The organism is Bacillus nitroreducens, assembly GCF_964021195.1.
This window is the reverse complement of the sequence record NZ_CAXHYI020000003.1, coordinates 3,652,799-3,677,859: the sequence shown is the minus strand read 5'-3', so window position 1 is coordinate 3,677,859 and position 25,061 is coordinate 3,652,799. Positions and strand designations below refer to the sequence as shown.

Genomic DNA, 25,061 nt, shown 5'->3' with positions numbered 1-25,061 from the left:
TTAAATATTAGAATTACTTCTTTGTTAAAAAAGCATTTGACAATATGATTGTCGAATGCTTTTTTTTGTATTTTACCTCATATACTATATAATCCCCTTGGTTCTAAGTTTATTGACAAAATAAGAACTAATCTCCCAAAATTTCTCTTTTATTATCGGCATGAAGTGACAGACTTCCATATAAGATGTACTATATACTATTTTTTAAGATAAGAAATTAGCAATAGGAAACAGTAAAGTGATAATTGTGAAAGGAGAAATGGATTGTCAATTTATTTAGATGTCATTTGGTTGTTAAACTTTTGCTTTGACGCCCTATTATTACTCTTAACGGCCATGATCCTAAAACGTAAGATTATAAAATGGCGAATCTTATTAGGTGCATTAATTGGTTCATTGTTAGTTTTATTAGTGGTTTCTCCTTTTTCAGCGATTGGTTCACATCCTGTCACAAAACTACTCTTTTCAATTCTAATTGTAGGAGTTGCTTTTGGGTACAATCGGTTTCGTTATTTCATACAAGGACTATTAACCTTTTATTTTGCTACTTTCATGATTGGGGGTGGAATGATAGGGGTTCATTACTTCTTAGAGTTTGATGTTCAAGTTTTTGACGGCACGATTCTTACTCAATCAAATGGCTATGGGAATCCAATCAGTTGGGGGTTTGTTTTACTTGGTTTTCCTATTTTGTGGTATTTCTCCAAAAATAGAATTGAAGAAATCGAAACAAAACAAGTTTTTTATGATCAGATTGTTACCGTCAAGCTTACAATCGACGATGTGACACTACATTTAAAAGGCTTAGTTGATAGTGGAAACCAATTGTTTGATCCAATTACGAAGAGCCCAGTAATGATTTTAGATACGAATAAATACGAGGATCTATTTCCAAAAACATTAATAGACCAATCAAAAAATATAGAGCTATTAACAAATGAAACAACAACTGAGACTCATAAATGGGAAAGCCGTGTGAGACTTATTCCATATCGAGGGGTTGGACAAGAGCATCAATTTTTACTGGCGCTTAAACCAGATCAAATTACCATCTTTCAAGGTAACGAAGAAAATATTGTCAAGAAAGGTCTGGTGGCCTTAAATCATACAACTTTATCTACTGATGGAGAGTATGATTGCATTATTCATCCAAAAATGCTTGTTTCAGCCTCAATTCAGTCAGCTTCTTAAATAAAGAGTGATACTTATAAATATCATACTCGCGGTTTTTACAAAATAGAAGGGAGAACTTACTTGTGACAAAACTAAAATTAAAACTTACATATTGGTGGTATAAGTTATTAATCAAATTAGGCTTAAAAACGGATGAAATTTATTATATTGGTGGCAGTGAAGCCTTACCTCCACCATTATCTAAGGATGAAGAAGAAGTCCTCTTAAATAAACTACCAAGCGGTGATAAAGCGGCAAGGTCGATTCTCATTGAAAGAAATTTGAGACTCGTGGTGTATATTGCACGAAAGTTCGAAAATACAGGGATAAATATTGAAGATTTAATTAGCATTGGGACAATTGGACTTATTAAAGCAGTTAATACGTTTAATCCTGAAAAGAAGATCAAACTTGCAACATATGCTTCGAGGTGTATTGAAAATGAAATTTTAATGTATCTACGTAGGAATAATAAAATTAGGTCAGAGGTATCTTTTGATGAGCCATTAAATATTGATTGGGATGGTAATGAACTATTATTATCAGATGTATTAGGAACTGAGGAAGATATTATTACAAAGGATTTAGAAGCAAATGTTGACCGAAAGTTGTTAGTGAAGGCCTTACATCAGCTAAATGATCGTGAAAAACAAATTATGGAACTACGTTTCGGATTAATTGGTGGCGAAGAAAAAACGCAGAAAGATGTTGCCGATATGCTTGGGATTTCACAATCTTATATTTCAAGATTGGAAAAACGAATTATTAAACGACTACGAAAAGAATTTAATAAAATGGTGTAATATTTAAATTGCGTCAATCCAATTGATTCACCTGGTTTTGCTATTATTATGGAAATTGTTGTGAATTGGAAATGCATATTTTTCCCTCTAACGGAGATACTTAACTTTGTACAGCAACTCCTGTTAGGAGGGAAAGAATTGACTCGAAATAAAGTAGAAATTTGTGGTGTTGATACATCAAAACTCCCCGTTCTAAAAAATGAAGAGATGCGACATTTATTTAGACAAATGCAAAGTGGAGATTTATCAGCACGCGATAAGCTCGTAAATGGAAATTTACGACTTGTCCTCAGTGTAATTCAACGTTTCAACAACAGAGGAGAATTTGTGGATGATTTATTTCAAGTCGGTTGTATCGGACTAATGAAATCAATCGACAATTTTGACCTTAGTCAAAACGTGAAATTCTCCACCTATGCAGTTCCGATGATTATCGGTGAAATTCGGCGCTATTTACGAGACAACAATCCTATCAGGGTGTCACGCTCGCTGCGCGACATTGCTTATAAGGCATTGCAAGTAAGAGAGCGTTTGATGAGTGAAACATCAAGGGAACCTACCGCAGAAGAGATTTCAAAGGTTCTTGAAGTTCCGCACGAAGAGATTGTATTTGCACTAGATGCGATTCAAGATCCAGTATCATTATTTGAACCAATTTATAATGATGGCGGGGATCCTATCTATGTTGTAGACCAATTAAGTGACGAGCGAAGTCGGGATTCCAACTGGATTGAAGAAATTGCCTTGAAGGAAGGCATGAGACGATTGAATGATCGTGAAAAATTAATCCTACGAAAACGATTTTTTCAAGGAAAAACACAAATGGAAGTTGCTGAAGAAATCGGAATCTCTCAAGCTCAGGTATCACGTCTTGAAAAAGCAGCAATTAAACAAATGAATAAGAATATCCAAAATTAATGATGGGTTGAGCCCACAAATGGACAAGTTATAGGATGAATAAGCAAATTAACTAGACATTCGATACATTCGAATGTCTTTTTTGTCTCATAAAAGGCAGTTTGTCACTCATATAGTAGTAAGGGAGAGGACTAAGAGGAGGCAGGGGGATATGGTTAAAATTTCAGATTTTCAGGCAAAGGATGTTGTAAGTGTTGTCGATGGAAAAAGGCTTGGGAATATCGGTGACATTGACATTAACTTAACAACTGGAAAGATAGAGTCTATTATAATCGGTGGATATGGAAGAGTGTTAGGCTTGTTTGGCCGCGATGAAGAAATCGTGATACCATGGAGAAATATAATTAAAGTTGGGAAAGATGTAATTCTTGTTAGAACACAGAATAACATTGAATAATTTCGGCTAAATTTGACATTTTTACTAACATATTCTCCTTTCTTTTGCTAAGATATGATAAAATAAGCAATTGAAGGGTTCAATTTTCTAAAAAATACATTGTTAACCAAATTAGAACGCTTGATTAACTGTGCAATTAAAGGAATGTTGTTATGATGCATGAACCATTTATTCAAAATACGGATCAGGTGTTAACGTACACTGGTTGGAGCCATTTTTCAAATCAACTTATTGTTGGATTTACAACAAAAAATGGTGGTACCAGTAAAGATGAATTTGGATCCTTAAATTTAGGGCTACATGTAATGGACGAGTACAACTCGGTTGTCTCCAATCGTAAAAAACTAGCAGATGTTCTTCGTTTTCCAACAGAACACTGGGTTTGCTCCGAACAAACACATAAAAATAAAATAGCTAAAGTCACTAAACACAATCTTGGTGCAGGGGTAATGACATATGAAGATAGCATCAAGGATACAGATGGGTTATTTACAGCGGAGAAAAATGTTCTATTGCCCCTTTGTTTTGCAGACTGTGTTCCACTTTACTTTTATGCACCTTCAAGAGAAATAATTGGGATTGCTCATGCAGGATGGAAGGGAACCGTTCAGGATATTGCAGGAGAGATGGTTCGTGCTTGGTCAAGTGAAGGGATTAATCCACTGGAAATCCATGCTTTAATCGGACCTGCAATTGATAAATGCTGCTATATTGTGGATGATTATGTTATGAACTTTGTAAAAAAATTGGATAATGTCAATTCAAAACCATACAAAAAGATAAGTAACAATCAGTATCGATTAGATTTAAAAGAATTGAATTATCAACTGTTGGTAAGAGCAGGAATTCCTCCTGAACAAATTCAAGTTTCCTCTTATTGTACATCTTGTGAGAATCAGCTTTTCTTTTCGCATCGTAGGGATGCTGGGAAAACGGGAAGAATGATGAGCTTTATTGGCTTTAAGGAGGATTAAACGACAATGAGTGTCAAAGAAAATCTTGTAGATATACAAGAAAAGATAGAAGAGGCGTGTAAAAGATCAAATCGATCTGTAGACTCTGTGTCAATCATTGCAGTGACAAAATATGTAAGTATTGAAACCGCAAAAGAAGCTATTGAAGCAGGAATTCAACATATTGGTGAAAATCGCGATGATGGATTGGTAAAAAAAAGAGAAGTATTGGGTGACGAGCCAACCTGGCATTTTATCGGCTCACTTCAATCTAAAAAAGTAAAAAAAATTATTGATAAAGTCGATTATATTCACTCATTAGATCGAATCTCTTTAGCAGAAGAACTACATAAACGAGCAACTGGGAAAATAAAATGTTTTGTACAAGTGAATGTATCAGGAGAAGAGTCCAAACATGGACTGTCTCCAGAAAACCTTGTGCCATTTATAAAAGAAATCGAGAAATTTACTTCGATTGAGATTGTTGGCTTAATGACGATGGCTCCATTCACTGATGATACATCCATATTACGCGGTTGTTTCCAAAGGCTACGTAAACTAAGGGATGATGTACAAGCTATGGGTTTACCTTATGCTCCTTGTACGGAACTATCTATGGGGATGTCAAATGATTACGAAATTGCGATTGAAGAAGGAGCTACCTTCATTCGCATCGGCACTTCACTTGTTGGGAAAGAATTTTAAGTGAATCAGAAATATTTCACGAAATAAAAAATTTTGGAAGTGAAAAGAGAGGTGTATACAAATGAGTATAAAATCCAAATTTAAAAACTTCTTTGCGCTAGAGGACGAATATGATTACGATGAGGAAGAATTTTTTGAAGAAGAAGAACCCACTAAGACTACACGTCCTGCTACGAAACAAAATGTAGTGAGTCTTCAAAGTGTCCAGAAGTCATCAAAAGTTATTTTGTTTGAACCACGGGTATATGCTGAAGCACAGGAAATAGCCGATCATTTGAAGAGTAGACGAGCTGTCGTTGTGAACCTTCAACGCGTACAACATGACCAAGCAAAGCGTATTGTTGACTTTTTAAGTGGAACTGTTTATGCAATTGGTGGAGATATTCAACGTATAGGTTCAAACATCTTTTTATGTACTCCTGACAATGTTGATGTGTCTGGAAACATCTCTGAGATTGTTTCAAACGAAGATTATGCTGAAAAGGGGTGGTAGACGAATATGGGAATTATTTTCGCTATTTTAAGTCAGGTACTTGTACTTTATTCATATGCGCTCATTATTTATATTTTGATGTCATGGTTTCCGAATGCAAGGGAGTCTGGGATTGGCCAATTCCTTGCTAGAATTTGTGAGCCATATCTAGAGCCGTTTCGAAGGTTCATTCCACCATTAGGAATGATCGATATTTCTCCAATTGTTGCAATTTTAGTTCTTAATTTCGCAGGTAGAGGAATTTATGCCTTACAAAGTATGTTCTAAAAAATAAAAAAGGGCCTTATCCAAGGTCCCTTTTCTGCATTAAAAATGAGGTTTATATACATATGAATTTATATCAACATTTTCGTAAAGAAGAACATGCATTCATTGATCAGGTCTTGGAATGGAAGCAGACTGTGGAGAACCAATATAGCCCAAAGCTAACTGACTTCCTTGATCCACGTGAACAGGAAATCGTACAAAAGGTGATCGGTACAAATGGAGATACACAAGTTGAATTTTTTGGTGGAATAAAGGGGCTGGAAAGACAACGTGCATTTTTATACCCATCTTATTTTACACCTACTGAAACAGACTATCAGCTATCCTTTTTCGAGTTAAAGTACCCTGTGAAATTTGTGACAGTGGATCATCGAAAAGTGCTTGGTTCCTTAATGTCACTAGGTTTAAAACGTTCAAAATTCGGTGATATACTTACTCAAGGTGAACGCATTCAAATTATAGTGGCTCAAGAAATTGCGGACTACGTACGTATGAATTTGACTTCAGTGGGAAAAGCAGCAATTACGTTAACAGAAATTAATGCGAGTGATTTACTGGAAATAACTGAAGAGTGGACAGAACAGACTGTAACTGTTTCTTCATTACGCTTAGACACTGTACTTTCGTCCATACTCAATATTTCTAGACAAAAAGTACAAGCTTTAATTGAAAATGGACTTGTTAAAGTAAATTGGAAGAAAATCGAGCAAACTTCATTTGAATGTAAAGAACATGATGTCCTTTCTGTTCGAGGACATGGAAGAAGTAAGCTACATTCCATTGATGGAAAAACTAAAAAAGACAAATGGAGAATTATTGTAGGTAGACAAAAATAAATCGAAAAGAATGCAGGAATTCCTTCTTTTTTGTCGAATTGTAAAGTATCATTCATATAAAGGTTGTTTTCTATTTAATACTATTTGGAGGTGGCACCCGTGCCTTTAACGCCATTAGATATCCATAATAAGGAATTTAATAAAGGTTTTCGCGGCTATGATGAGGACGAAGTTAATGAGTTTCTTGATCAAGTCATAAAAGATTACGAAATGGTTATTCGCGAAAAAAAGGAACTTGAATCAAAATTATCAGAACTAAATGAAAAACTTGGACATTTTACAAATATCGAAGAAACGTTGAATAAATCAATTCTAATCGCTCAAGAAACAGCTGAAGAGGTAAAACGAAATGCTTCAAAAGAAGCAAAGCTAATCGTAAAAGAAGCCGAAAAAAATGCAGATCGTATTATTAATGAGGCATTGGCTAAATCTAGGAAGATATCAATTGAAATCGAAGAATTGAAGAAACAATCAAAAGTATTCCGAAATCGATTTAAAATGTTGATTGAAGCACAATTAGATTTACTGAACAACGATGATTGGGATCATTTGATGGAATACAATGTAGAGCCCGTTTTTGCAGAATCAGAAGAAAACTAGTTTGCACACTTGACTCTTTGATTCGATACGCATATAATTTTAAAACAACTAATTAAATAACATGCAGCTATGAAAGGGACAGTAGTTCTTATTAGACTTATTATAATGTGAAAGCGAGTCAGGGACGGTGGAAGCCTGATATAAGTGATAAGAATGAAAATCACCCTGGAGTTCGGTGCTGAACAAATATAGTGTTTAAACCTATAGAATTTAAACATTTCTAAGTAAGCATTTCGCGAATCATTCACGTTACGAATGTCGAGTGGACGAATGAAGTATATTCGTCTATAAGGGTGGTACCGCGAGAGCCTTCTCGTCCCTTTTTGGGATGAGAAGGCTTTTTTGTATACATTTCGTATTTGTACCATGTTCATCAAAAGCTGCGAGGTAAGTTTCAATCATATTAGGAGGAAATGGTAAATGGATTACAAAGACACATTATTAATGCCAAAAACGGATTTCCCAATGCGTGGAAATCTTCCAAATCGTGAACCACAGATTCAAGAAAAATGGGAAAAAATGAACATTTATCAAAAAGTTCAAGAACGTACAAAAGGTCGTCCTTTATTTGTCCTGCATGATGGCCCTCCATATGCAAATGGTGACATTCATATGGGGCATGCATTAAACAAAATCATCAAGGACATGATTGTTCGTTTTAAATCAATGAATGGTTACTCTGCACCATACGTTCCAGGATGGGATACACACGGTCTTCCAATTGAAACTGCATTAACAAAAAATAAAAAAGTAAATCGCAAGGCGATGAGTGTAGCAGAATTCCGCAAATTATGTGAAGAATATGCATATGAGCAAATCAATAATCAACGAGAACAATTCAAACGTCTTGGAGTTCGTGGGGATTGGGAAAATCCTTATATTACTTTAAAGCCTGAATATGAAGCCCAACAAATCAAAGTGTTCGGTGAAATGGCTAAAAAGGGGTATATCTATAAAGGACTCAAGCCAGTGTACTGGTCTCCATCAAGTGAATCAGCACTTGCAGAAGCAGAAATTGAATACCAAGACAAGCGTTCTCCGTCTATCTATGTTGCATTCCCTATTAAGGATGGCAAAGGTGTATTAGAAGGTGACGAAAAAATCATTATCTGGACAACAACACCGTGGACAATTCCAGCAAACCTTGGAATTAGTGTACACCCTGACCTAGAGTATAGTGTCGTGAGTGTTGACAACAATAAATTTGTTGTTGCTTCCGCGTTACTAGAATCTGTTACCAAAGAAATTGGTTGGGAAGAAGTAACGGTTGTTAAAACATTAAAAGGCCGTGAATTAGAACATGTTGTTGCCCAACATCCAATCTACGGTCGCGACTCTCTAGTCATGTTAGGAGAACATGTTACCACTGATGCAGGTACTGGATGTGTACATACAGCACCTGGTCACGGGGAAGATGACTTTATCGTTGGACAAAAATACGGAATTGGCGTTGTATGTCCTGTTGACGAAAAAGGGTATATGACTGCAGAAGCAGAAGGTTTTGAAGGATTATTTTATGATGAGGCAAATAAGCCAATTACAGAAAAATTAAATGAAGTTGGAGCGTTATTAAAGCTTTCCTTCATTACTCACTCATATCCACATGATTGGCGTACGAAGAAGCCAACGATCTTTAGAGCTACAGCTCAATGGTTTGCTTCGATTAAAGATTTTAGAAATGAGTTAATGGAAGCTGTTAAAGAAACAAAATGGGTTCCAGCATGGGGCGAAACAAGACTTTATAATATGGTTCGTGACCGAGGTGACTGGTGTATTTCACGTCAACGTGCATGGGGAGTTCCAATACCAGTCTTTTATGGTGAAAATGGAGAACCAATTATCACGGATGAGACAATTAACCACGTATCAAATTTATTTAGAGAATATGGTTCAAATGTTTGGTTTGAACGTGAAGCAAAAGATTTATTACCAGAAGGGTTTACACATGAATCTAGTCCGAATGGTATTTTCACTAAAGAAACTGACATTATGGACGTATGGTTTGACTCTGGATCATCCCATCAAGCAGTTCTCTTAGAAAGAGACGAGTTACAACGTCCTGCAGACCTTTATTTAGAAGGATCTGACCAATATCGTGGTTGGTTTAACTCATCATTATCTACTGCTGTAGCTGTAACAGGCAAGGCACCATATAAAGGTGTGCTTAGCCACGGTTTTGCCCTTGATGGGGAAGGTCGTAAGATGAGTAAGTCATTAGGCAACGTTGTAGTTCCTGAAAAGGTTATGAAACAGCTTGGAGCAGATATTTTACGACTTTGGGTAGCTTCAGTGGACTATCAATCAGATGTACGTGTATCTGATGCTATTTTAAAACAAGTAGCAGAGGTATATCGTAAAATTAGAAACACATTCAGATTCTTACTAGGTAACTTAAATGATTTCAATCCAAAAACAGATGCAGTTCCAGTAAATGAACTACGTGAAGTAGACCGTTATATTCTTGTTAAGTTAAATAATTTAATTGACAAGGTTAAATCATCTTATGAAAATTATGAATTTGCGGGAGTTTATCATTCTGTTCATAATTTCTGTACAATTGAGTTAAGTTCATTCTATTTAGACTTTGCGAAGGATATTTTATATATCGAACCAGCTAACCAGCATGATCGTCGCTCCATTCAAACAGTTTTATATGAGGCACTATTAAGCTTAACTAAGCTTGTAACACCAATTCTTCCACATACTGCGGACGAGGTATGGTCACATATCGATTCTGTTGAAGAGGAAAGTGTACAACTAGTTGATATGCCAAATTCAGTAGAAATTCCGAATGCAGATCAAGTTGAAGCTAAATGGGATTCATTCATGGAACTCCGTGATGATGTTCTTAAAGCGTTAGAAACAGCTAGAAATGAGAAAGTAATTGGTAAATCATTAGCTGCAAGTATTACCCTATATCCAAACAATAAAACGAAAGAGCTTTTAGATTCTGTTGAAGAAAATGTACAGCAGCTCTTTATCGTATCAGGCTTAAAGATTGCGGGCTTATACGAGGATGCCCCAGAAGACGCACAAGTTTTTGACAATGTGAAAATTGTAGTAGAACCTGCAGAAGGTGAAACGTGTGACCGTTGTTGGGTTGTAACGCCGACAGTTGGTGAAGACCAAGATCACCCAACCCTTTGCACACGTTGTGCTACTGTCGTGAAAGAAAATTACGTCAACTAAAAAAGTAGAAAAAGCCATGAATCAAAGGTTCATGGCTTTTTTTTACACTTATTTTATCGAAATAGTACGTTAAGATAACTGTTTACAATTACATTGCTTGTCAACCGTCAAATTTTACTAAGAAATACGTATTATGTATATAGAATCATCTGATAGATCATTTGAGAAGGAGGATTAAAGGACTGAGGAGACTCAACCGCATACCGTAGATATTTTGCATATACGTTTAGCAGAATAGGTAGAAATTAACGTATCATATTCATTCTACAGGAAAAACTTGTTGGCTTTAAGAAAATATTGTTCAGGTAACACTATCCTTACTCACCTTTAGAAATGTTCTTTAGCAGTTAACTTTAATCAGCAAAAGTCTAAATCTTCTGCTGAATAAAGTAAAAGCCTCTGGCGGATGCCACGATTTTTCAAATGGAATTTTCGAGCAAAGGATTAAAGACTAAGGACGCCACACCCTATGGCGATGTCTTTGAGACCCACATCGTGTGGGACCTAAGAAAATCTGGCCCAAATACGCTAAGGCGCATTTGATCAAAGCATGATAAGGAGGCGTTCCTATGAACGATCAGTATGCAGAGATTAAAGCGGAATTAGAATTAACAAAGAAAGAACTATTATCAAGATTGATGAAATCAACTCAATATGAGGTAAGCCAAGAATTGTTTTTTCAGAATGAACAATCCGAAAAAGAAAAAATTATTATCAATCATATAAAAGAAGACCTACACGATGTAGAGAGAGCCTTAACTAAAATGGATACAGGAACGTTCGGACTCTGTGAGGAAACAGGTACTGAAATTCCAATCGAGAAGTTAAAGATCCTTCCAACAGCACGAACCATTTTTGAATTTTCCTTCACTGATTTGTATGACAGAAATGCTTATCTTTCCCCTCAACAAGAAAATCACCTTTATGTAGTAAAGTAGTAAGCTTTATTCAGCTGTTGGATGAATAAAGTTCTGCCTTTTTGAAAAATGCACAGTTTATTAGCAAGTAGTCTTTCAACAAAAGTATCGAACATTACGAAACCACATCCTTTTCCAAAATCACTTGTGAGGGTCCAAAAACTGGGCCCTACTAAACCAAGGTGTTTTGTTGGTGGGTTTTGCTTCTCATCGTTTTAGGTTTTTGTCTTTAGCTTTTAAATAAATTGTACACTCGTCCTATCATGTGCTAAAATCACATAAGGTAAAGTTTGTTAACATGGGGGCGTTTGCGTGCATTATTATTTAATTGCTTTATTTGTTATTTTATTAGATCAAGTAACAAAATGGGTCATTGTACGTTATATGGAACTTGGAGATTCAATTGAAATTATATCTGGTTTTCTGTACATAACCTCTCATCGTAACCGTGGCGCGGCATGGGGGATTTTACAAGGACAAATGTGGTTCTTCTATATTGTGACCGTAATTGTTGTTGTTATGCTCGTTTTATACATACAGCGTCTCAAACCACACCAGCGTTTATTTGGCATCGCACTTTCATTGATGCTCGGTGGCGCAATTGGTAATTTTATAGACCGTATCTTTCGAAAAGAAGTTGTCGATTTTATAGATACATACATTTTTTCATATAATTTCCCAATCTTTAACATTGCCGATTCTGCCCTTGTTATTGGTGTTGGTTTCATATTTATTTTAACAATTTTTGAAGGGAAATTAGAAAAGGAGAATACAGATGAGTCAATTCGAACTAACGATTGAAGAGCATCAGCAAAATGACCGAATTGATAAGATAGTCTCTGCCTATAATTCAGAGTGGTCAAGAACGCAGGTTCAGTCTTGGATTAAGGATGGAAATATTGTAGTCAATGGGAAAAAAGTTAAAACAAATTATAAAGTGAGTGTTGGAGACAACATTCAAATTGAAATACCAGAGCCACAAACTTTAGATGTTGTCCCAGAGGAAATGAATCTGGATATTTATTATGAAGATGCAGATGTGCTTGTTGTCAATAAACCAAAAGGAATGGTGGTTCATCCTGCTCCAGGTCATGTCAGTGGAACGCTTGTAAATGGTCTGATGGCACATTGCAAGGATTTATCTGGAATCAATGGGGTATTACGTCCTGGAATTGTCCATCGGATTGATAAGGATACGTCTGGCCTATTAATGATTGCGAAAAATGATCTTGCACATGAATCTTTAGTCAATCAATTGGTGGAAAAGACCGTAACTCGAAAATATAAAGCTATCGTCCATGGGGTTATTCCTCATGATCAAGGTACGATAGATGCCCCAATTGGCAGAGATAAAAAAGATCGTCAAAGCATGACTGTGACAGATGAAAACAGTAAAGTTGCAGTCACACATTTCAATGTATTGGAACGCTTTAAGGACTTCACTTTTATTGAGTGTCAGCTTGAAACAGGACGTACTCATCAAATTCGTGTCCATATGAAGTATATTGGATATCCTTTAGCCGGTGATCCGAAATATGGTCCAAAGAAAACGTTGGATATAGGTGGCCAAGCATTACATGCTGGGATACTTGGTTTTGTTCATCCTAGAACAAAGGAGTATCTTGAATTTGAAGCCCCACTACCTCCATATTTCGAGGAACTTATCGAAAAATTAAAACATTAACTTTTAGTTGGCTTTTTTGTTAAAAACGATTGACAAAATTCGATAACAGGATTAAGATTAACTTAATTTAATGAGCCCCTTTAAAGACAGTCCCGTGAGGCTGAGAAGGAAACGGTTATACATGAGGATACAAATATGTCCTTTTGTATACATGACTATGTCCTCTCACTTACGGTGAGAGGATTTTTTTTTGAAAATCAATGTAATGTGAGGTGTAACAAATGGCTGAAACAGAAAAAGCTGTAGTTTTAGATAATCAAGCAATTAGAAGAGCGCTAACTAGAATCGCTCACGAGATCATTGAAAAAAACAAAGGTATTGAAGATTGTGTGATTGTTGGGATCAAGACAAGAGGAATCTACCTAGCAAAACGAATTGCAAGTCGTATCGAACAAATCGAAGGTAAACAAGTTGCCATCGGTGAACTTGATATCACATTATACCGAGACGATTTGACGACAAAAACGGAAGATCATGAACCAATTGTGAAAGGTTCTGATATCCCCGTCGAGATTACAAATAAAAAAGTAATTCTTGTTGATGACGTCTTATACACAGGTAGAACTGTAAGAGCTGCACTAGATGCGTTAATTGATATTGGTCGTCCAGCACAAATACAGTTGGCTGTATTAATTGACAGAGGTCATCGTGAGTTTCCAATTCGGGCAGATTATGTTGGAAAAAACATTCCAACAGCTAGTTCTGAAAGAATCGTGGTTGAATTAGAAGAAGTCGACCAAGATGACCAAGTAACTATTCATAAAAAGTAACATCAAAAACGACAGCGCCTTGTACCGCATTCGTTTTCGAGTTTCAAGGTGTTAAAAGCTAGACAAATAAAATAAGTACCCTTTAATTGTAGTCCAGAGAGGCTAACAAAGGGGTGACATTCCTTCTCAAATGGAAAGGATTTGTGTACCTCTTTGTGTAAAAAACACAAAGATTTTTTTGTTTTGGGTATGTTAACAATGGGGAGGAAACAATGAATATTCATAACCAAAAGATTGTTTTAGACATAAACGATAAACCATCTGCAGGGCTCTTTGCAATTTTAAGTCTGCAGCATTTATTTGCAATGTTCGGTGCAACTATTCTTGTACCATATCTAGTTGGCATAAGCCCTGGTGTGGCTCTCATTTCAAGTGGATTAGGGACACTTGCATTTCTATTAATTACAAAGGGGCAAGTACCTGCATACTTAGGATCTTCTTTTGCCTTCATCATACCGCTTCAAACAGCAATAGCAGCTGACGGTCCAGGTTCAGCCATGATGGCAAGCTTACTAGCGGGTCTTGTATACGGAATAGTCGCTCTCATTATCAAAGCAACAGGACATAAATGGCTCGTAAAGATTCTACCGCCAGTGGTGGTTGGCCCAGTGATTATCGTAATTGGTCTAAGTTTAGCTGGTACAGCTGTAGGGATGGCAATGAATGATGCAAGTGGCGCATATAGCTTAAAACATTTTTCTGTAGCATTAGTAACACTAGCCATCGTCATTATTGCAACCATCTTTTTTAAAGGTTTCTTTAACCTAATCCCCGTTCTGATTGGGATCATTGGTGGGTATGTATATGCACTAGTAATTGGATTGGTTGATTTTACAGCAGTAAAGCAAGCAAAAATTATCGAAATTCCAGATTTCATTATTCCGTTCGTATCGTATACACCAAGTTTTTCAGTGGACATGATCGCGTTAATAGTCCCAGTGGCAATTGTAACTTTATCAGAGCATATTGGCCACCAAATGGTGCTAAGTAAAGTTGTTGAAAGAGACTTAATTAAGCAGCCAGGTCTACATCGTTCCATTATGGGAGATGGTGTAGCAACGATGATTGCTTCCTTACTTGGTGGTCCGCCAAATACAACCTATGGAGAAAATATTGGTGTACTTGCCATTACGCGTATTTTTAGTGTATATGTAATCGGTGGTGCAGCAGTAGTCGCGATATTCTTTGGTTTCAGTGGTACAATCAATGCTTTAATTAGCTCGATTCCGACTCCAGTGATGGGAGGAGTCTCCATCCTCTTATTCGGAATTATAGCGTCGTCAGGTTTACGTATGCTAGTGGATAGCAAAGTTGATTTGAGCGAAAACAGAAACTTAGTGATTTCATCCGTTATTCTGGTTGTCGGAATTGGTGGAGCATTCATTAAAGTTTCAGGTTTTGAAATTCACGGTATGGCATTAGCTGCAATCATTGGGATTGTACTAAACCTAGTTCTTCCAGGTGGAGAAGTAAGTGAAGAAGAAGATATTTACGCAACTCAATTAGAAGATGATAACTCTGTAGCATAAGCAACACCTTTTAAAGTAACCCAGAGAGGTTAAGAAGGGTGTAAGGATCTGGCAAAAGGGTATAGCTTTCTTGTACCCTTTATTGTCCAAAACCTTATTTACACACCCTTACCCAAGCAGGTAAGGGTGTTTTTTTATCCCACTTTTAACGGGCAGTAAGCCCCTTACCTCTAGATTTGAGAATATGTAGAAGATAGGTGAGGGCATTGCTCATAATGTCCGAATGGCCTAGTGCTTTTATGATTAGGAGGAGAGAAAATGAATCATTTACTTACAATGTCTGAGTTGAGTGTTGAAGATATTGATCGCATTCTTTTTGATGCAGAGCTTTTTGCAGACGGTAGCCAGTGGAAACTAGAACAACAAACATTTATTGCGAATCTCTTTTTTGAACCAAGTACTCGTACTCGCTTTAGCTTTGAGGTAGCTGAAAAAAAATTAGGTGCTGAGGTTTTAAACTTAGAATCCCTAACATCCAGTGTTCAAAAAGGTGAAAGTCTCTACGATACTGTTAAGACACTGCAATCAATCGGAGCAAATGCGGTTGTGATTCGTCATCCAAAAGACGAGTATTTCAATGAATTACAAAAGGGAATCAATATTCCTATCGTAAATGCAGGTGATGGATGTGGTCATCATCCGACTCAGTCTCTCCTTGATTTATTAACAATTAAGCAAGAGTTTAAAAGATTTAAAGATTTGAATGTATTGATTGTGGGTGATATTAGTCATAGCAGAGTAGCGCGTTCCAACGCACAAAGCCTAACAAGACTTGGGGCAAACGTATATTTTTCAGCTCCATTAGAATGGCAGGATCAAACGACCCCATACGGAATGTATGTTGACCTTGACGAAGGTCTTAAAGAAGCTGATGTTGTGATGTTGCTTCGTATTCAACATGAACGCCATAAATTTGCGATGGATCTAACAAAGGAAGACTATCATCAACAATATGGCTTAACGATAAAGCGAAGTGAAAATATGAAGAAAAATAGTATTATTATGCATCCAGCTCCAATTAATCGTGGAGTTGAAATTGCAAATGAATTGATAGAAGCTCCACAATCAAGAATTTTTAAACAGATGGAAAATGGTGTATTCGTAAGAATGGCAGTACTAAAAAGAGTATTACAACAGGTTGAAGGAGGAATTTTAATATGAGCACTGTATTAAAAAACGCCAAGATATTAAACGAACAAGGTGAACTAATAGCAGCGGATATCAAAATTAAGGATGGTTTAATTGAGGCCATTGGTACAAAAATTGATTCCACAAATTGTGAAGTGATTGATGTCGATGGAATGTTCGTATCTGCAGGGTTTGTTGATGTCCATGTTCATCTGAGAGAGCCTGGTGGAGAACATAAAGAGACAATTGAAACAGGAAGCCTTGCAGCAGCGAAGGGTGGCTTCACTACAATCTGCGCAATGCCTAACACAAGACCAGTTCCAGATACAGTTGAACAAATGAATAAGCTACAACAAAGAATTAAGGATACAGCTCATGTTAATGTTCTTCCATATGCGTCTATTACCATTCGTGAGCTTGGTGAGGATTTAGTTGATATGAATGGATTAAAAGAAGCAGGAGCTTTCGCATTCACTGACGATGGTGTAGGCATTCAATCTGCTGGAATGATGCTCGAAGCAATGAAACAGGCTGCAGCCATAGATATGCCAATCGTTGCCCACTGTGAGGAAAATACCCTTATTAATAAAGGTGCAGTTCATGAGGGTGAGTTTTCGAAGAAACACGAAATCAATGGTATTCCTTCAGTATGTGAATCCGTACATATTGCAAGGGATGTATTATTAGCTGAAGCTGCTGGTTGTCACTATCATGTTTGCCATGTAAGTACGAAGGAATCTGTTCGAGTCATTAGAGACGCTAAGCGTGCAGGTATCCATGTGACAGCTGAGGTAACTCCACATCATTTATTACTATGTGATGAAGATATCCCTGGACTAGATACAAATTATAAGATGAATCCTCCACTACGTGGAAGGGAAGATTTAGAAGCACTTATTGAAGGACTTCTTGATGGAACAATAGACTTTATTGCAACAGACCATGCACCACACACGACTGAGGAAAAAGCACAGGGAATGGCATTAGCACCTTTTGGTATTGTTGGATTGGAGACAGCATTCCCACTTCTCTATACACATTTTGTTGAGACAAACAAAATCACACTTAAGCAATTAGTAGACTTTTTAACTAGTAAACCAGCAAATACATTTAATCTACCATTTGGAAGCTTAGAAATTGGAAAAAGTGCTGATCTAACAGTCATTGATTTACATGCTAAAGAAACAATCAATCCTGACAACTTTGTATCAAAAGGAAAAAACACTCCTTTTGCTGGTTGGGAGAGTAAAGGTTGGCCAGTTATGACAATCGTTAATGGCCGCATTGTTTGGCAGAAAGGAAGTGTACTTGCATGAAACGACAACTGATTTTAGAAGATGGTACTGTTTTTGTAGGTGAAGGTTTTGGGGGCAAAACAGAAAAAATAGGTGAAGTAATATTTAACACAGGAATGACAGGCTATCAAGAAATACTTTCTGACCCTTCTAATTGTGGGCACATTGTAACACTTACTTACCCGTTAATTGGGAACTATGGGATTAATCGAGATGATTTCGAATCTATTCATCCCTCAATCAGCGGGCTAATTGTGAACGAAGTTTGTGACCATCCTTCCAATTTTAGAAGTCAATTCAGTCTTGATGAATACCTTAAGTCAAATAATATCCCAGGTCTTTCAGGAATTGATACAAGGAAGTTAACAAGAAAGATTCGCCAAAATGGGACATTAAAAGGTGCGATTTGTGGGACGGACGTTAATGTTGACGAGATTGTTAAGGAACTTAAAAATACACCTGTATCAACAGATCTAGTTAAACAAGTTTCAACAAAGAGTGCATATCCAAGTCCAGGTCGGGGACATCGAATTGTTCTAGTAGATTTTGGAATGAAGCATAGCATCCTTCATGAATTAAATAAACGAGACTGTGACGTAATTGTTGTTCCGTACAATATGACAGCCGAAGAAATCTTACGTCTAAGTCCAGATGGAGTGTTATTAAGTAACGGACCAGGAAATCCAAAGGATCTACCTGAAGCAATCGAAATGATTCAAGATCTCCTTGGAAAGGTGCCACTGTTTGGGGTATGCCTTGGCCATCAACTATTTGCTTTAGCAAATGGAGCAGAAACAGAAAAAATGAAATTTGGACATAGAGGTTCAAACCACCCTGTAAAAGATATGAAAACAGGAAAAATCAGTATCACTTCTCAAAATCATGGGTTTACCGTAAATAAAGAATCATTATTGGGAACAAAACTTGAAGTCACATATATGGCATTAAATGATGACACGATTGAGGGCTTACGTCATATCGAATACCCAGCATTTACTGTGCAATTTCACCCTGAGGCATCTTCAGGTCCTGACGATGCAAATAGCTTATTTAACGACTTTTTACAGATGATTGAAAACTCCAAGAAAGAGGGCGAAGAGCTATGCCAAAACGCTTAGACATTAAAAGTATATTAGTAATCGGGTCTGGTCCGATTGTGATTGGGCAAGCTGCTGAATTTGATTATGCAGGTACACAAGCTTGTTTATCATTAAAAGAAGAGGGATACCGAGTTATTCTAGTTAACTCTAACCCTGCGACCATTATGACAGACGTAGAAATTGCAGATAAAGTATACATCGAGCCTCTAACATTAGAGTTTGTTAGTAAAATCATCCGTAAAGAAAGACCAGATGCGATTCTGCCAACACTTGGGGGACAAACTGGCTTGAACATGGCCGTTGAACTTTCAAATTCAGGCATTCTTGAAGAATGTGGTGTCGAAATCCTCGGAACTACACTATCAGCCATCCAACAAGCTGAGGACCGTGATTTGTTTCGTAATTTAATGAATGAACTGAATGAACCTGTACCAGAGAGTGATATCATTCATAACCTAGAAGAAGCCCATCGTTTTGTTGAAAGAGTTGGTTATCCAGTTATCGTAAGACCTGCTTTCACATTAGGAGGTACCGGTGGTGGAATTTGTACAAATGAGGAAGAGTTAATTGAAATTGTTTCAAGTGGGCTAAAAAATAGTCCAGTAACCCAATGTCTTTTAGAAAAAAGCATTGCTGGTTATAAGGAAATTGAGTTTGAAGTGATGCGTGACTCAGCAGATAACGCCATTGTCGTATGTAGCATGGAAAATGTGGATCCAGTTGGTATTCATACAGGTGATTCTATTGTAGTTGCGCCAAGTCAAACATTAAGTGATCGCGAATATCAAATGTTACGTCACACATCTTTAAAGATTATACGTGCGCTTGGAATTGAAGGTGGCTGTAACGTACAACTGGCGCTTGATCCGTATAGCTTCAATTACTATATTATCGAGGTTAACCCGCGTGTCAGTCGTTCATCTGCCTTAGCATCAAAAGCTACTGGTTATCCAATTGCTAAATTAGCAGCGAAGATTGCCGTAGGATTAACATTAGACGAAATGAAAAACCCTGTGACAGGAACAACCTATGCAGCATTCGAACCAACGATTGACTACGTTGTGACAAAGATTCCACGTTGGCCATTTGATAAGTTTGAGTCTGCTAATCGTCTATTAGGAACTCAGATGAAAGCAACTGGAGAAGTTATGGCAATTGGACGGAATTTTGAAGAATCGATTTTAAAAGCAGTTCGTTCACTTGAGGCAAATGTCACGCATATTGAGCTTGAAGATGCAACAAACGCAGACCTGGTAACGATTGAGAAGCGAATTAAGAAAGCTGGAGATGAACGTTTATTCTATCTTGCAGAAGCGATTAGACGTGGTGTAAGCATCCAACAAATTCACGAATGGTGTGAAATTGATTTATTTTTCCTTCAAAAGTTTGAAAATATTATCAAACTAGAAGAAAAATTACGTCATCATATTGGCGATTTAGAACTATTATCGATTGCGAAAAAGAAAGGTTTTGCGGATACAATTATTGCTAAACTTTGGAATCAATCCGAGATTGACATATATGAAACTCGTAAACAAGCGGGAATTGTTCCTGTGTATAAAATGGTTGATACATGTGCAGCAGAATTTGAATCTGCAACACCTTATTACTACGGAACTTATGCGGATGAAAATGAATCAATTGTTACGGATCGCAAAAGTGTGATTGTTCTTGGTTCTGGTCCAATCCGAATTGGACAGGGGGTTGAATTTGATTATGCGACGGTACATTCAGTATGGGCAATTAATCAAGCGGGCTATGAAGCGATCATTATTAATAACAACCCTGAAACAGTATCAACAGACTTTAGTATTTCAGATAAATTATATTTTGAACCTTTAACAATCGAAGATGTTATGCATATCGTCGACCTTGAACAACCTGAAGGTGTAGTTGTACAGTTCGGTGGTCAAACGGCTATCAATCTAGCAAGTGCTTTAGTTGAACGTGGGGTAAAAATCTTAGGTACATCTCTAGAAGATTTAGACCGTGCAGAAAACAGAGATAAATTCGAGCAAACAGTCGTTTCGCTTGGAGTTCCTCAACCAAAAGGAAAAACAGCAACTTCAGTTGAAGAAGCCGTTGTTATCGCTGAATCAATTGGTTATCCAGTTTTAGTGAGACCTTCATATGTACTAGGCGGAAGGGCAATGGAGATTGTTTACCAAACAGAAGAACTTCTTCACTATATGGAAAATGCGGTGAAGATAAATCCAGAACATCCTGTCTTAATTGACCGTTATTTAACAGGTAAGGAAATTGAGGTAGATGCAATTTCTGATGGAGAAACCGTATTTATTCCTGGAATTATGGAACATATTGAGCGAGCGGGAGTACACTCAGGTGATTCAATTGCTGTATATCCACCACAAACGATATCAGAACATGTCAAACAACAAATTGTGGATCATACAATTTCACTAGCAAAAGGGTTAAATATTATCGGTCTACTCAATATTCAATTTGTTGTTTATAACGAAGAGGTATATGTGATTGAAGTAAATCCACGTTCGAGCCGTACAGTACCATTTTTAAGTAAAATTACGGGAGTACCGATGGCGAACATTGCGACAAAGGTAATACTCGGACACTCATTACCATCTTTAGGTTATGAAACAGGTCTGCAGAAAGAAAGTGAAGGAGTTTATGTGAAGGTTCCTGTCTTCTCATTTGCGAAACTTCGAAATGTCGATATTTCACTCGGACCTGAAATGAAATCTACTGGTGAAGTTATGGGACGAGACAATACACTAGAAAAAGCTTTATATAAAGGTCTTGTTGCTTCAGGAATTACGATTCCAAATTACGGTTCCGTTTTATTAACAGTTGCAGATAAAGATAAGGAAGAAGCACTTGAAATTGCTAGACGATTCCATGCAATTGGTTATAAACTCTTAGCAACAAGTGGTACGGCAAGTTATATAAAGAAAGCAAATATTCCTGTTACGGTTGTCAATAAAATTGGTTCTGAAACACCAAATCTTATTGATGTTATTCGCCAAGGAAAAGCACAGTTTGTCATTAACACCTTAACGAAAGGAAAGCAACCTGCTAGAGATGGATTTAGAATCCGTCGAGAAACAGTCGAGAATGGTGTTGCATGCTTAACATCATTGGATACAGCAAAAGCAATTGTGGAAGTTCTTGAATCCATGACGTTCTCAAGTGATGCAATGGGTTCTCACGTACAAAATCGTGAGGTGGTACACTCATGATGAAAAAGGAACTAATGCAAGTAACAAGTCACACTCAAATTGCAAAAGATATATTCGAACTTACATTAACTGGTGATTTAGTACAGGAAATGAGTCACCCAGGACAATTTGTCCATGTAAAAGTGAGTGATGGCCTTGATCCTTTACTAAGAAGACCGATTAGTATTGCAAATATTAACAGAGAAAAGCAAGAATTCACGCTGATTTATCGAAAGGAAGGACTCGGAACCCGAGTCCTTTCTGAAAAATCAATTGATCAAACAGTTGATGTTCTTGGTCCTTTAGGAAATGGTTTTCCAGTTGAAGAAGTAAAACAAGGACAAACAGCATTACTAGTTGGTGGTGGGATTGGTGTTCCCCCTCTTTATGAATTATCAAAACAACTAGTATCAAAAGGTGTAGATGTAGTCCACGTACTTGGATTCCAAACTAAATCTGCTGTATTTTATGAAGAACAGTTTAATCAATTAGGCCAAACCTATATTGCTACTGTAGATGGGTCAGTTGGGACGAAAGGGTTTGTAACGGATGTCATTAAAAATGAAAATCTTACATTTGACACTCTTTATTCCTGTGGTCCAACACCTATGCTAAAAGCACTAGAAACAAGCTACCCTGATCGAAATGTCTTTATTTCATTAGAAGAAAGAATGGGCTGTGGCATTGGTGCATGTTTTGCCTGCGTATGTCATCTGCAAGATGATCCTGAAGGGTATTCTTATAAAAAGGTTTGCAGCGATGGTCCAGTTTTCAAGATTGGGGAGGTGGTACTATGAACAGACTTCAAGTTGAACTACCAGGTTTATCACTAAAAAATCCAATCATGCCAGCATCAGGATGTTTTGGTTTTGGTAAGGAGTACGCAAAGTTTTATGACTTAAGTGAACTAGGTGCCATTATGATTAAAGCAACCACTCTAGAACCAAGATTCGGAAATAACACCCCCCGAGTTGCAGAAACGAGTGCGGGGATGTTAAATGCAATTGGATTGCAAAACCCTGGCCTACAAAAAGTTATATCTGATGAACTTCCGTGGCTTGAGCAATTTGATGTGCCAATTATCTCGAATGTGGCTGGTTCACAAATTGAAGACTATGTAGAAGTGGCCAAAGAAATTTCAAAAGCACCGAATGTTCATGCGCTAGAATTGAATATATCTTGTCCCAATGTGAAAACAGGAGGAATTGCCTTCGGGACGATTCCTGAGGTTGCTGCAGAACTAACGAGATACGTAAAAGAAGTATCAAGTGTACCTGTATATGTGAAATTATCTCCAAATGTTTCAAACATCATTGAAATGGCAAAAGCCATTGAAGAAGCAGGCGCAGATGGGTTAACGATGATAAATACATTAATTGGTATGAGAATCGACCTTAAAACGGGAAATCCTATCCTAGCAAATAAAACGGGTGGTCTATCTGGTCCAGCAATCAAACCAGTTGCGATTCGTATGATACATGAGGTCAGTCAAGTAGTATCGATCCCAATCATTGGTATGGGAGGCGTTCAAACAGCTGAAGATGTACTTGAATATGTTTATGCGGGTGCAAGTGCTGTCGCAGTAGGTACTGCCAATTTTGTGGACCCATATGTCTGTCCAACTATTATCGACGAACTTCCAGGATTGCTAGATAAATATGGTTTCGAGCATATTTCTGATTGTCAAGGAAGGAGCTGGAAGTAATGAAACGACCGCTTATTATTGCGTTAGATTTTCCAAACCTTACAGAAGCTAAAGGATTTCTAAAAGATTTTCAAGAAGAAGAGCTTTACGTAAAGGTAGGTATGGAACTTTTCTATCAGGAAGGACCATCCGTTATCCAATTTTTAAAAGAACAAGGACACGCTATTTTCCTCGATTTAAAGCTTCATGATATACCGAACACTGTATTTTCCAGTATGAAGCGCCTAGCTGCGCTTGGTGTAGATATGGTCAATGTACATGCTGCAGGAGGAAGGAGAATGATGGAAGCCGCTCTTGAGGGACTTGAAGCTGGAACATTAAGTGGCCAATCAAGACCTACATGTATTGCTGTTACACAGCTTACAAGTACCACTGAAGAAGTAATGAGAAGCGAGCTACTAATTGAGCGTAATCTTCTTGATGTCGTTGTCGAATATGCAGCGTTAACGAAAAGAAGTGGATTGGATGGTGTTGTATGCTCTTCGCTTGAAGTTCCTGTCATCAATCAACGAATAGGAAATGAATTTATGACGGTTACACCAGGAATACGCCGGGCAAATGATGAAACAGGTGACCAAGCAAGAGTTGTGACACCTGAAAAAGCGAGAGAATTAGGTTCATCGGCGATAGTTGTTGGTCGTTCCATTACACGGGCACAAAACCCATTACAAGCATATAAGCAAATGAAAGCAGCATGGGAAGGGGTACAAGTATGAAAAAAGAAATAGCAGGGCATTTATTAGAAATTGAAGCTGTATTTTTACAGCCGAATGAACCATTCACTTGGTCATCGGGATTAAAATCACCTATTTACTGTGATAATCGAATGACTTTATCTTTTCCAGAAGTTCGGTGTAAAATTGCAAAAGGCTTATCTGAATTAATACAATCACATTATCCTGAAGTAGATGTAATTGCTGGAACGGCAACGGCAGGAATCCCTCATGCAGCATGGGTAAGTGATCTTTTACAATTGCCGATGTGTTATGTTCGCAGTAAGGCAAAAGCACACGGTAAAGGGAATCAAATTGAAGGTAAAATCATGAAGGGGCAAAAAGTTGTGGTGGTTGAAGACCTTATTTCAACTGGTGGTAGTGCCATTACGGCAGCTGAAGCACTCCGAGCAGCAGGGTGTGAAGTACTTGGGATCGTTGCGATTTTCTCTTATCAACTTCCAACAGCTTCAGAGAACTTAGAAAACGCAGGTGTTACTGCTTTTTCATTAACTGATTACTCAACATTAATTGATGTTGCACTAGAAAAACAAGTCGTGTCAGAAAATGATATTGAGAGCTTACAAAGCTGGCGTGAAAATCCATCTGAATGGAATACGACTAAAGCGTAACGTTACTCTTCTTAAGTCTATTCGTGACAATCTAAGACATGCTCTGACAGAAGTCCTATA

The 25,061-nt window shown here is 37.3% G+C and carries 24 protein-coding genes and 1 other annotated feature; all 24 genes read left to right on the top strand.

Going from position 1 to position 25,061, the window contains the following annotated elements; translation table 11 throughout:
• Positions 1-264: 264 nt before the first annotated feature.
• Positions 265-1,191, top strand: coding sequence for a sigma-E processing peptidase SpoIIGA (gene spoIIGA, locus ACWPVE_RS21830; RefSeq protein ID WP_453997097.1), 927 nt, complete (start codon positions 265-267; stop codon positions 1,189-1,191).
• A gap of 65 nt (positions 1,192-1,256) precedes the next feature.
• Positions 1,257-1,976 (top strand): RNA polymerase sporulation sigma factor SigE, encoded by a 720-nt coding sequence (gene sigE, locus ACWPVE_RS21825; protein ID WP_229140493.1) that lies wholly within the window; start codon positions 1,257-1,259, stop codon positions 1,974-1,976.
• A 138-nt stretch (positions 1,977-2,114) separates the two neighbouring features.
• Complete coding sequence (sigG, locus tag ACWPVE_RS21820; RefSeq protein WP_453997094.1) at positions 2,115-2,894, top strand: RNA polymerase sporulation sigma factor SigG; 780 nt, start codon at positions 2,115-2,117, stop codon at positions 2,892-2,894.
• 151 nt (positions 2,895-3,045) lie between these two features.
• Positions 3,046-3,291 carry a YlmC/YmxH family sporulation protein gene (locus tag ACWPVE_RS21815; RefSeq protein ID WP_453997092.1) on the top strand — a complete coding sequence of 82 codons (246 nt, stop codon included), beginning with the start codon at positions 3,046-3,048 and terminating at the stop codon, positions 3,289-3,291.
• Between the two features lie 155 nt (positions 3,292-3,446).
• A complete protein-coding gene (gene pgeF, locus ACWPVE_RS21810) occupies positions 3,447-4,265 on the top strand; it encodes a peptidoglycan editing factor PgeF (RefSeq protein WP_453997685.1) in 819 nt (272 codons plus the stop codon).
• Positions 4,266-4,271: 6 nt separating this feature from the next.
• Positions 4,272-4,949 carry a YggS family pyridoxal phosphate-dependent enzyme gene (locus tag ACWPVE_RS21805; protein ID WP_453997090.1) on the top strand — a complete coding sequence of 226 codons (678 nt, stop codon included), beginning with the start codon at positions 4,272-4,274 and terminating at the stop codon, positions 4,947-4,949.
• Positions 4,950-5,010: 61 nt separating this feature from the next.
• Positions 5,011-5,442 carry a cell division protein SepF gene (locus tag ACWPVE_RS21800; protein ID WP_453997088.1) on the top strand — a complete coding sequence of 144 codons (432 nt, stop codon included), beginning with the start codon at positions 5,011-5,013 and terminating at the stop codon, positions 5,440-5,442.
• A gap of 6 nt (positions 5,443-5,448) precedes the next feature.
• Positions 5,449-5,709, top strand: coding sequence for a YggT family protein (locus ACWPVE_RS21795; protein WP_453997086.1), 261 nt, complete (start codon positions 5,449-5,451; stop codon positions 5,707-5,709).
• Between the two features lie 62 nt (positions 5,710-5,771).
• Positions 5,772-6,545, top strand: coding sequence for a YlmH family RNA-binding protein (locus tag ACWPVE_RS21790; protein ID WP_453997084.1), 774 nt, complete (start codon positions 5,772-5,774; stop codon positions 6,543-6,545).
• Between the two features lie 99 nt (positions 6,546-6,644).
• On the top strand, positions 6,645-7,145 hold the full coding sequence (locus ACWPVE_RS21785; RefSeq protein WP_453997082.1) for a DivIVA domain-containing protein: 501 nt from the start codon (positions 6,645-6,647) through the stop codon (positions 7,143-7,145).
• A 60-nt stretch (positions 7,146-7,205) separates the two neighbouring features.
• Positions 7,206-7,469: a binding site (T-box leader), on the top strand.
• 96 nt (positions 7,470-7,565) lie between these two features.
• The gene (gene ileS, locus ACWPVE_RS21780; RefSeq protein ID WP_453997080.1) at positions 7,566-10,334 is read left to right on the top strand and encodes an isoleucine--tRNA ligase; all 2,769 of its coding nucleotides are present in this window, start codon (positions 7,566-7,568) and stop codon (positions 10,332-10,334) included.
• A gap of 569 nt (positions 10,335-10,903) precedes the next feature.
• Entirely contained in the window at positions 10,904-11,272 is a 369-nt protein-coding gene (locus tag ACWPVE_RS21775; protein WP_453997078.1) for a TraR/DksA C4-type zinc finger protein, read from the top strand.
• Positions 11,273-11,563: 291 nt separating this feature from the next.
• Positions 11,564-12,052, top strand: coding sequence for a signal peptidase II (gene lspA / locus ACWPVE_RS21770; protein WP_453997076.1), 489 nt, complete (start codon positions 11,564-11,566; stop codon positions 12,050-12,052).
• Positions 12,027-12,935, top strand: coding sequence for an RluA family pseudouridine synthase (locus ACWPVE_RS21765; protein WP_453997074.1), 909 nt, complete (start codon positions 12,027-12,029; stop codon positions 12,933-12,935). Before lspA ends, ACWPVE_RS21765 begins: the two co-directional genes overlap by 26 nt.
• A 221-nt stretch (positions 12,936-13,156) precedes the next feature.
• Positions 13,157-13,705: a bifunctional pyr operon transcriptional regulator/uracil phosphoribosyltransferase PyrR gene (gene pyrR, locus ACWPVE_RS21760; protein ID WP_453997072.1), complete on the top strand. Its 549-nt coding sequence runs from the start codon at positions 13,157-13,159 to the stop codon at positions 13,703-13,705.
• Between the two features lie 212 nt (positions 13,706-13,917).
• On the top strand, positions 13,918-15,234 hold the full coding sequence (locus tag ACWPVE_RS21755) for a solute carrier family 23 protein (RefSeq protein ID WP_453997070.1): 1,317 nt from the start codon (positions 13,918-13,920) through the stop codon (positions 15,232-15,234).
• A gap of 258 nt (positions 15,235-15,492) precedes the next feature.
• Positions 15,493-16,395, top strand: coding sequence for an aspartate carbamoyltransferase catalytic subunit (locus ACWPVE_RS21750; RefSeq protein ID WP_453997068.1), 903 nt, complete (start codon positions 15,493-15,495; stop codon positions 16,393-16,395).
• The gene (locus ACWPVE_RS21745; RefSeq protein WP_453997066.1) at positions 16,392-17,678 is read left to right on the top strand and encodes a dihydroorotase; all 1,287 of its coding nucleotides are present in this window, start codon (positions 16,392-16,394) and stop codon (positions 17,676-17,678) included. The genes ACWPVE_RS21750 and ACWPVE_RS21745 overlap by 4 nt, the downstream gene beginning before the upstream one ends.
• Complete coding sequence (locus ACWPVE_RS21740) at positions 17,675-18,775, top strand: carbamoyl phosphate synthase small subunit (RefSeq protein ID WP_453997064.1); 1,101 nt, start codon at positions 17,675-17,677, stop codon at positions 18,773-18,775. Before ACWPVE_RS21745 ends, ACWPVE_RS21740 begins: the two co-directional genes overlap by 4 nt.
• Entirely contained in the window at positions 18,760-21,972 is a 3,213-nt protein-coding gene (gene carB / locus ACWPVE_RS21735) for a carbamoyl-phosphate synthase large subunit (protein WP_453997062.1), read from the top strand. The genes ACWPVE_RS21740 and carB overlap by 16 nt, the downstream gene beginning before the upstream one ends.
• Positions 21,969-22,748 (top strand): dihydroorotate dehydrogenase electron transfer subunit, encoded by a 780-nt coding sequence (locus ACWPVE_RS21730; RefSeq protein ID WP_453997060.1) that lies wholly within the window; start codon positions 21,969-21,971, stop codon positions 22,746-22,748. Before carB ends, ACWPVE_RS21730 begins: the two co-directional genes overlap by 4 nt.
• Positions 22,745-23,656 carry a dihydroorotate dehydrogenase gene (locus tag ACWPVE_RS21725; protein ID WP_453997058.1) on the top strand — a complete coding sequence of 304 codons (912 nt, stop codon included), beginning with the start codon at positions 22,745-22,747 and terminating at the stop codon, positions 23,654-23,656. The genes ACWPVE_RS21730 and ACWPVE_RS21725 overlap by 4 nt, the downstream gene beginning before the upstream one ends.
• Entirely contained in the window at positions 23,656-24,372 is a 717-nt protein-coding gene (gene pyrF, locus ACWPVE_RS21720; protein WP_453997056.1) for an orotidine-5'-phosphate decarboxylase, read from the top strand. The genes ACWPVE_RS21725 and pyrF overlap by 1 nt, the downstream gene beginning before the upstream one ends.
• The gene (gene pyrE, locus ACWPVE_RS21715) at positions 24,369-25,001 is read left to right on the top strand and encodes an orotate phosphoribosyltransferase (RefSeq protein ID WP_453997054.1); all 633 of its coding nucleotides are present in this window, start codon (positions 24,369-24,371) and stop codon (positions 24,999-25,001) included. The genes pyrF and pyrE overlap by 4 nt, the downstream gene beginning before the upstream one ends.
• The last annotated feature ends 60 nt before the right edge of the window (positions 25,002-25,061 follow it).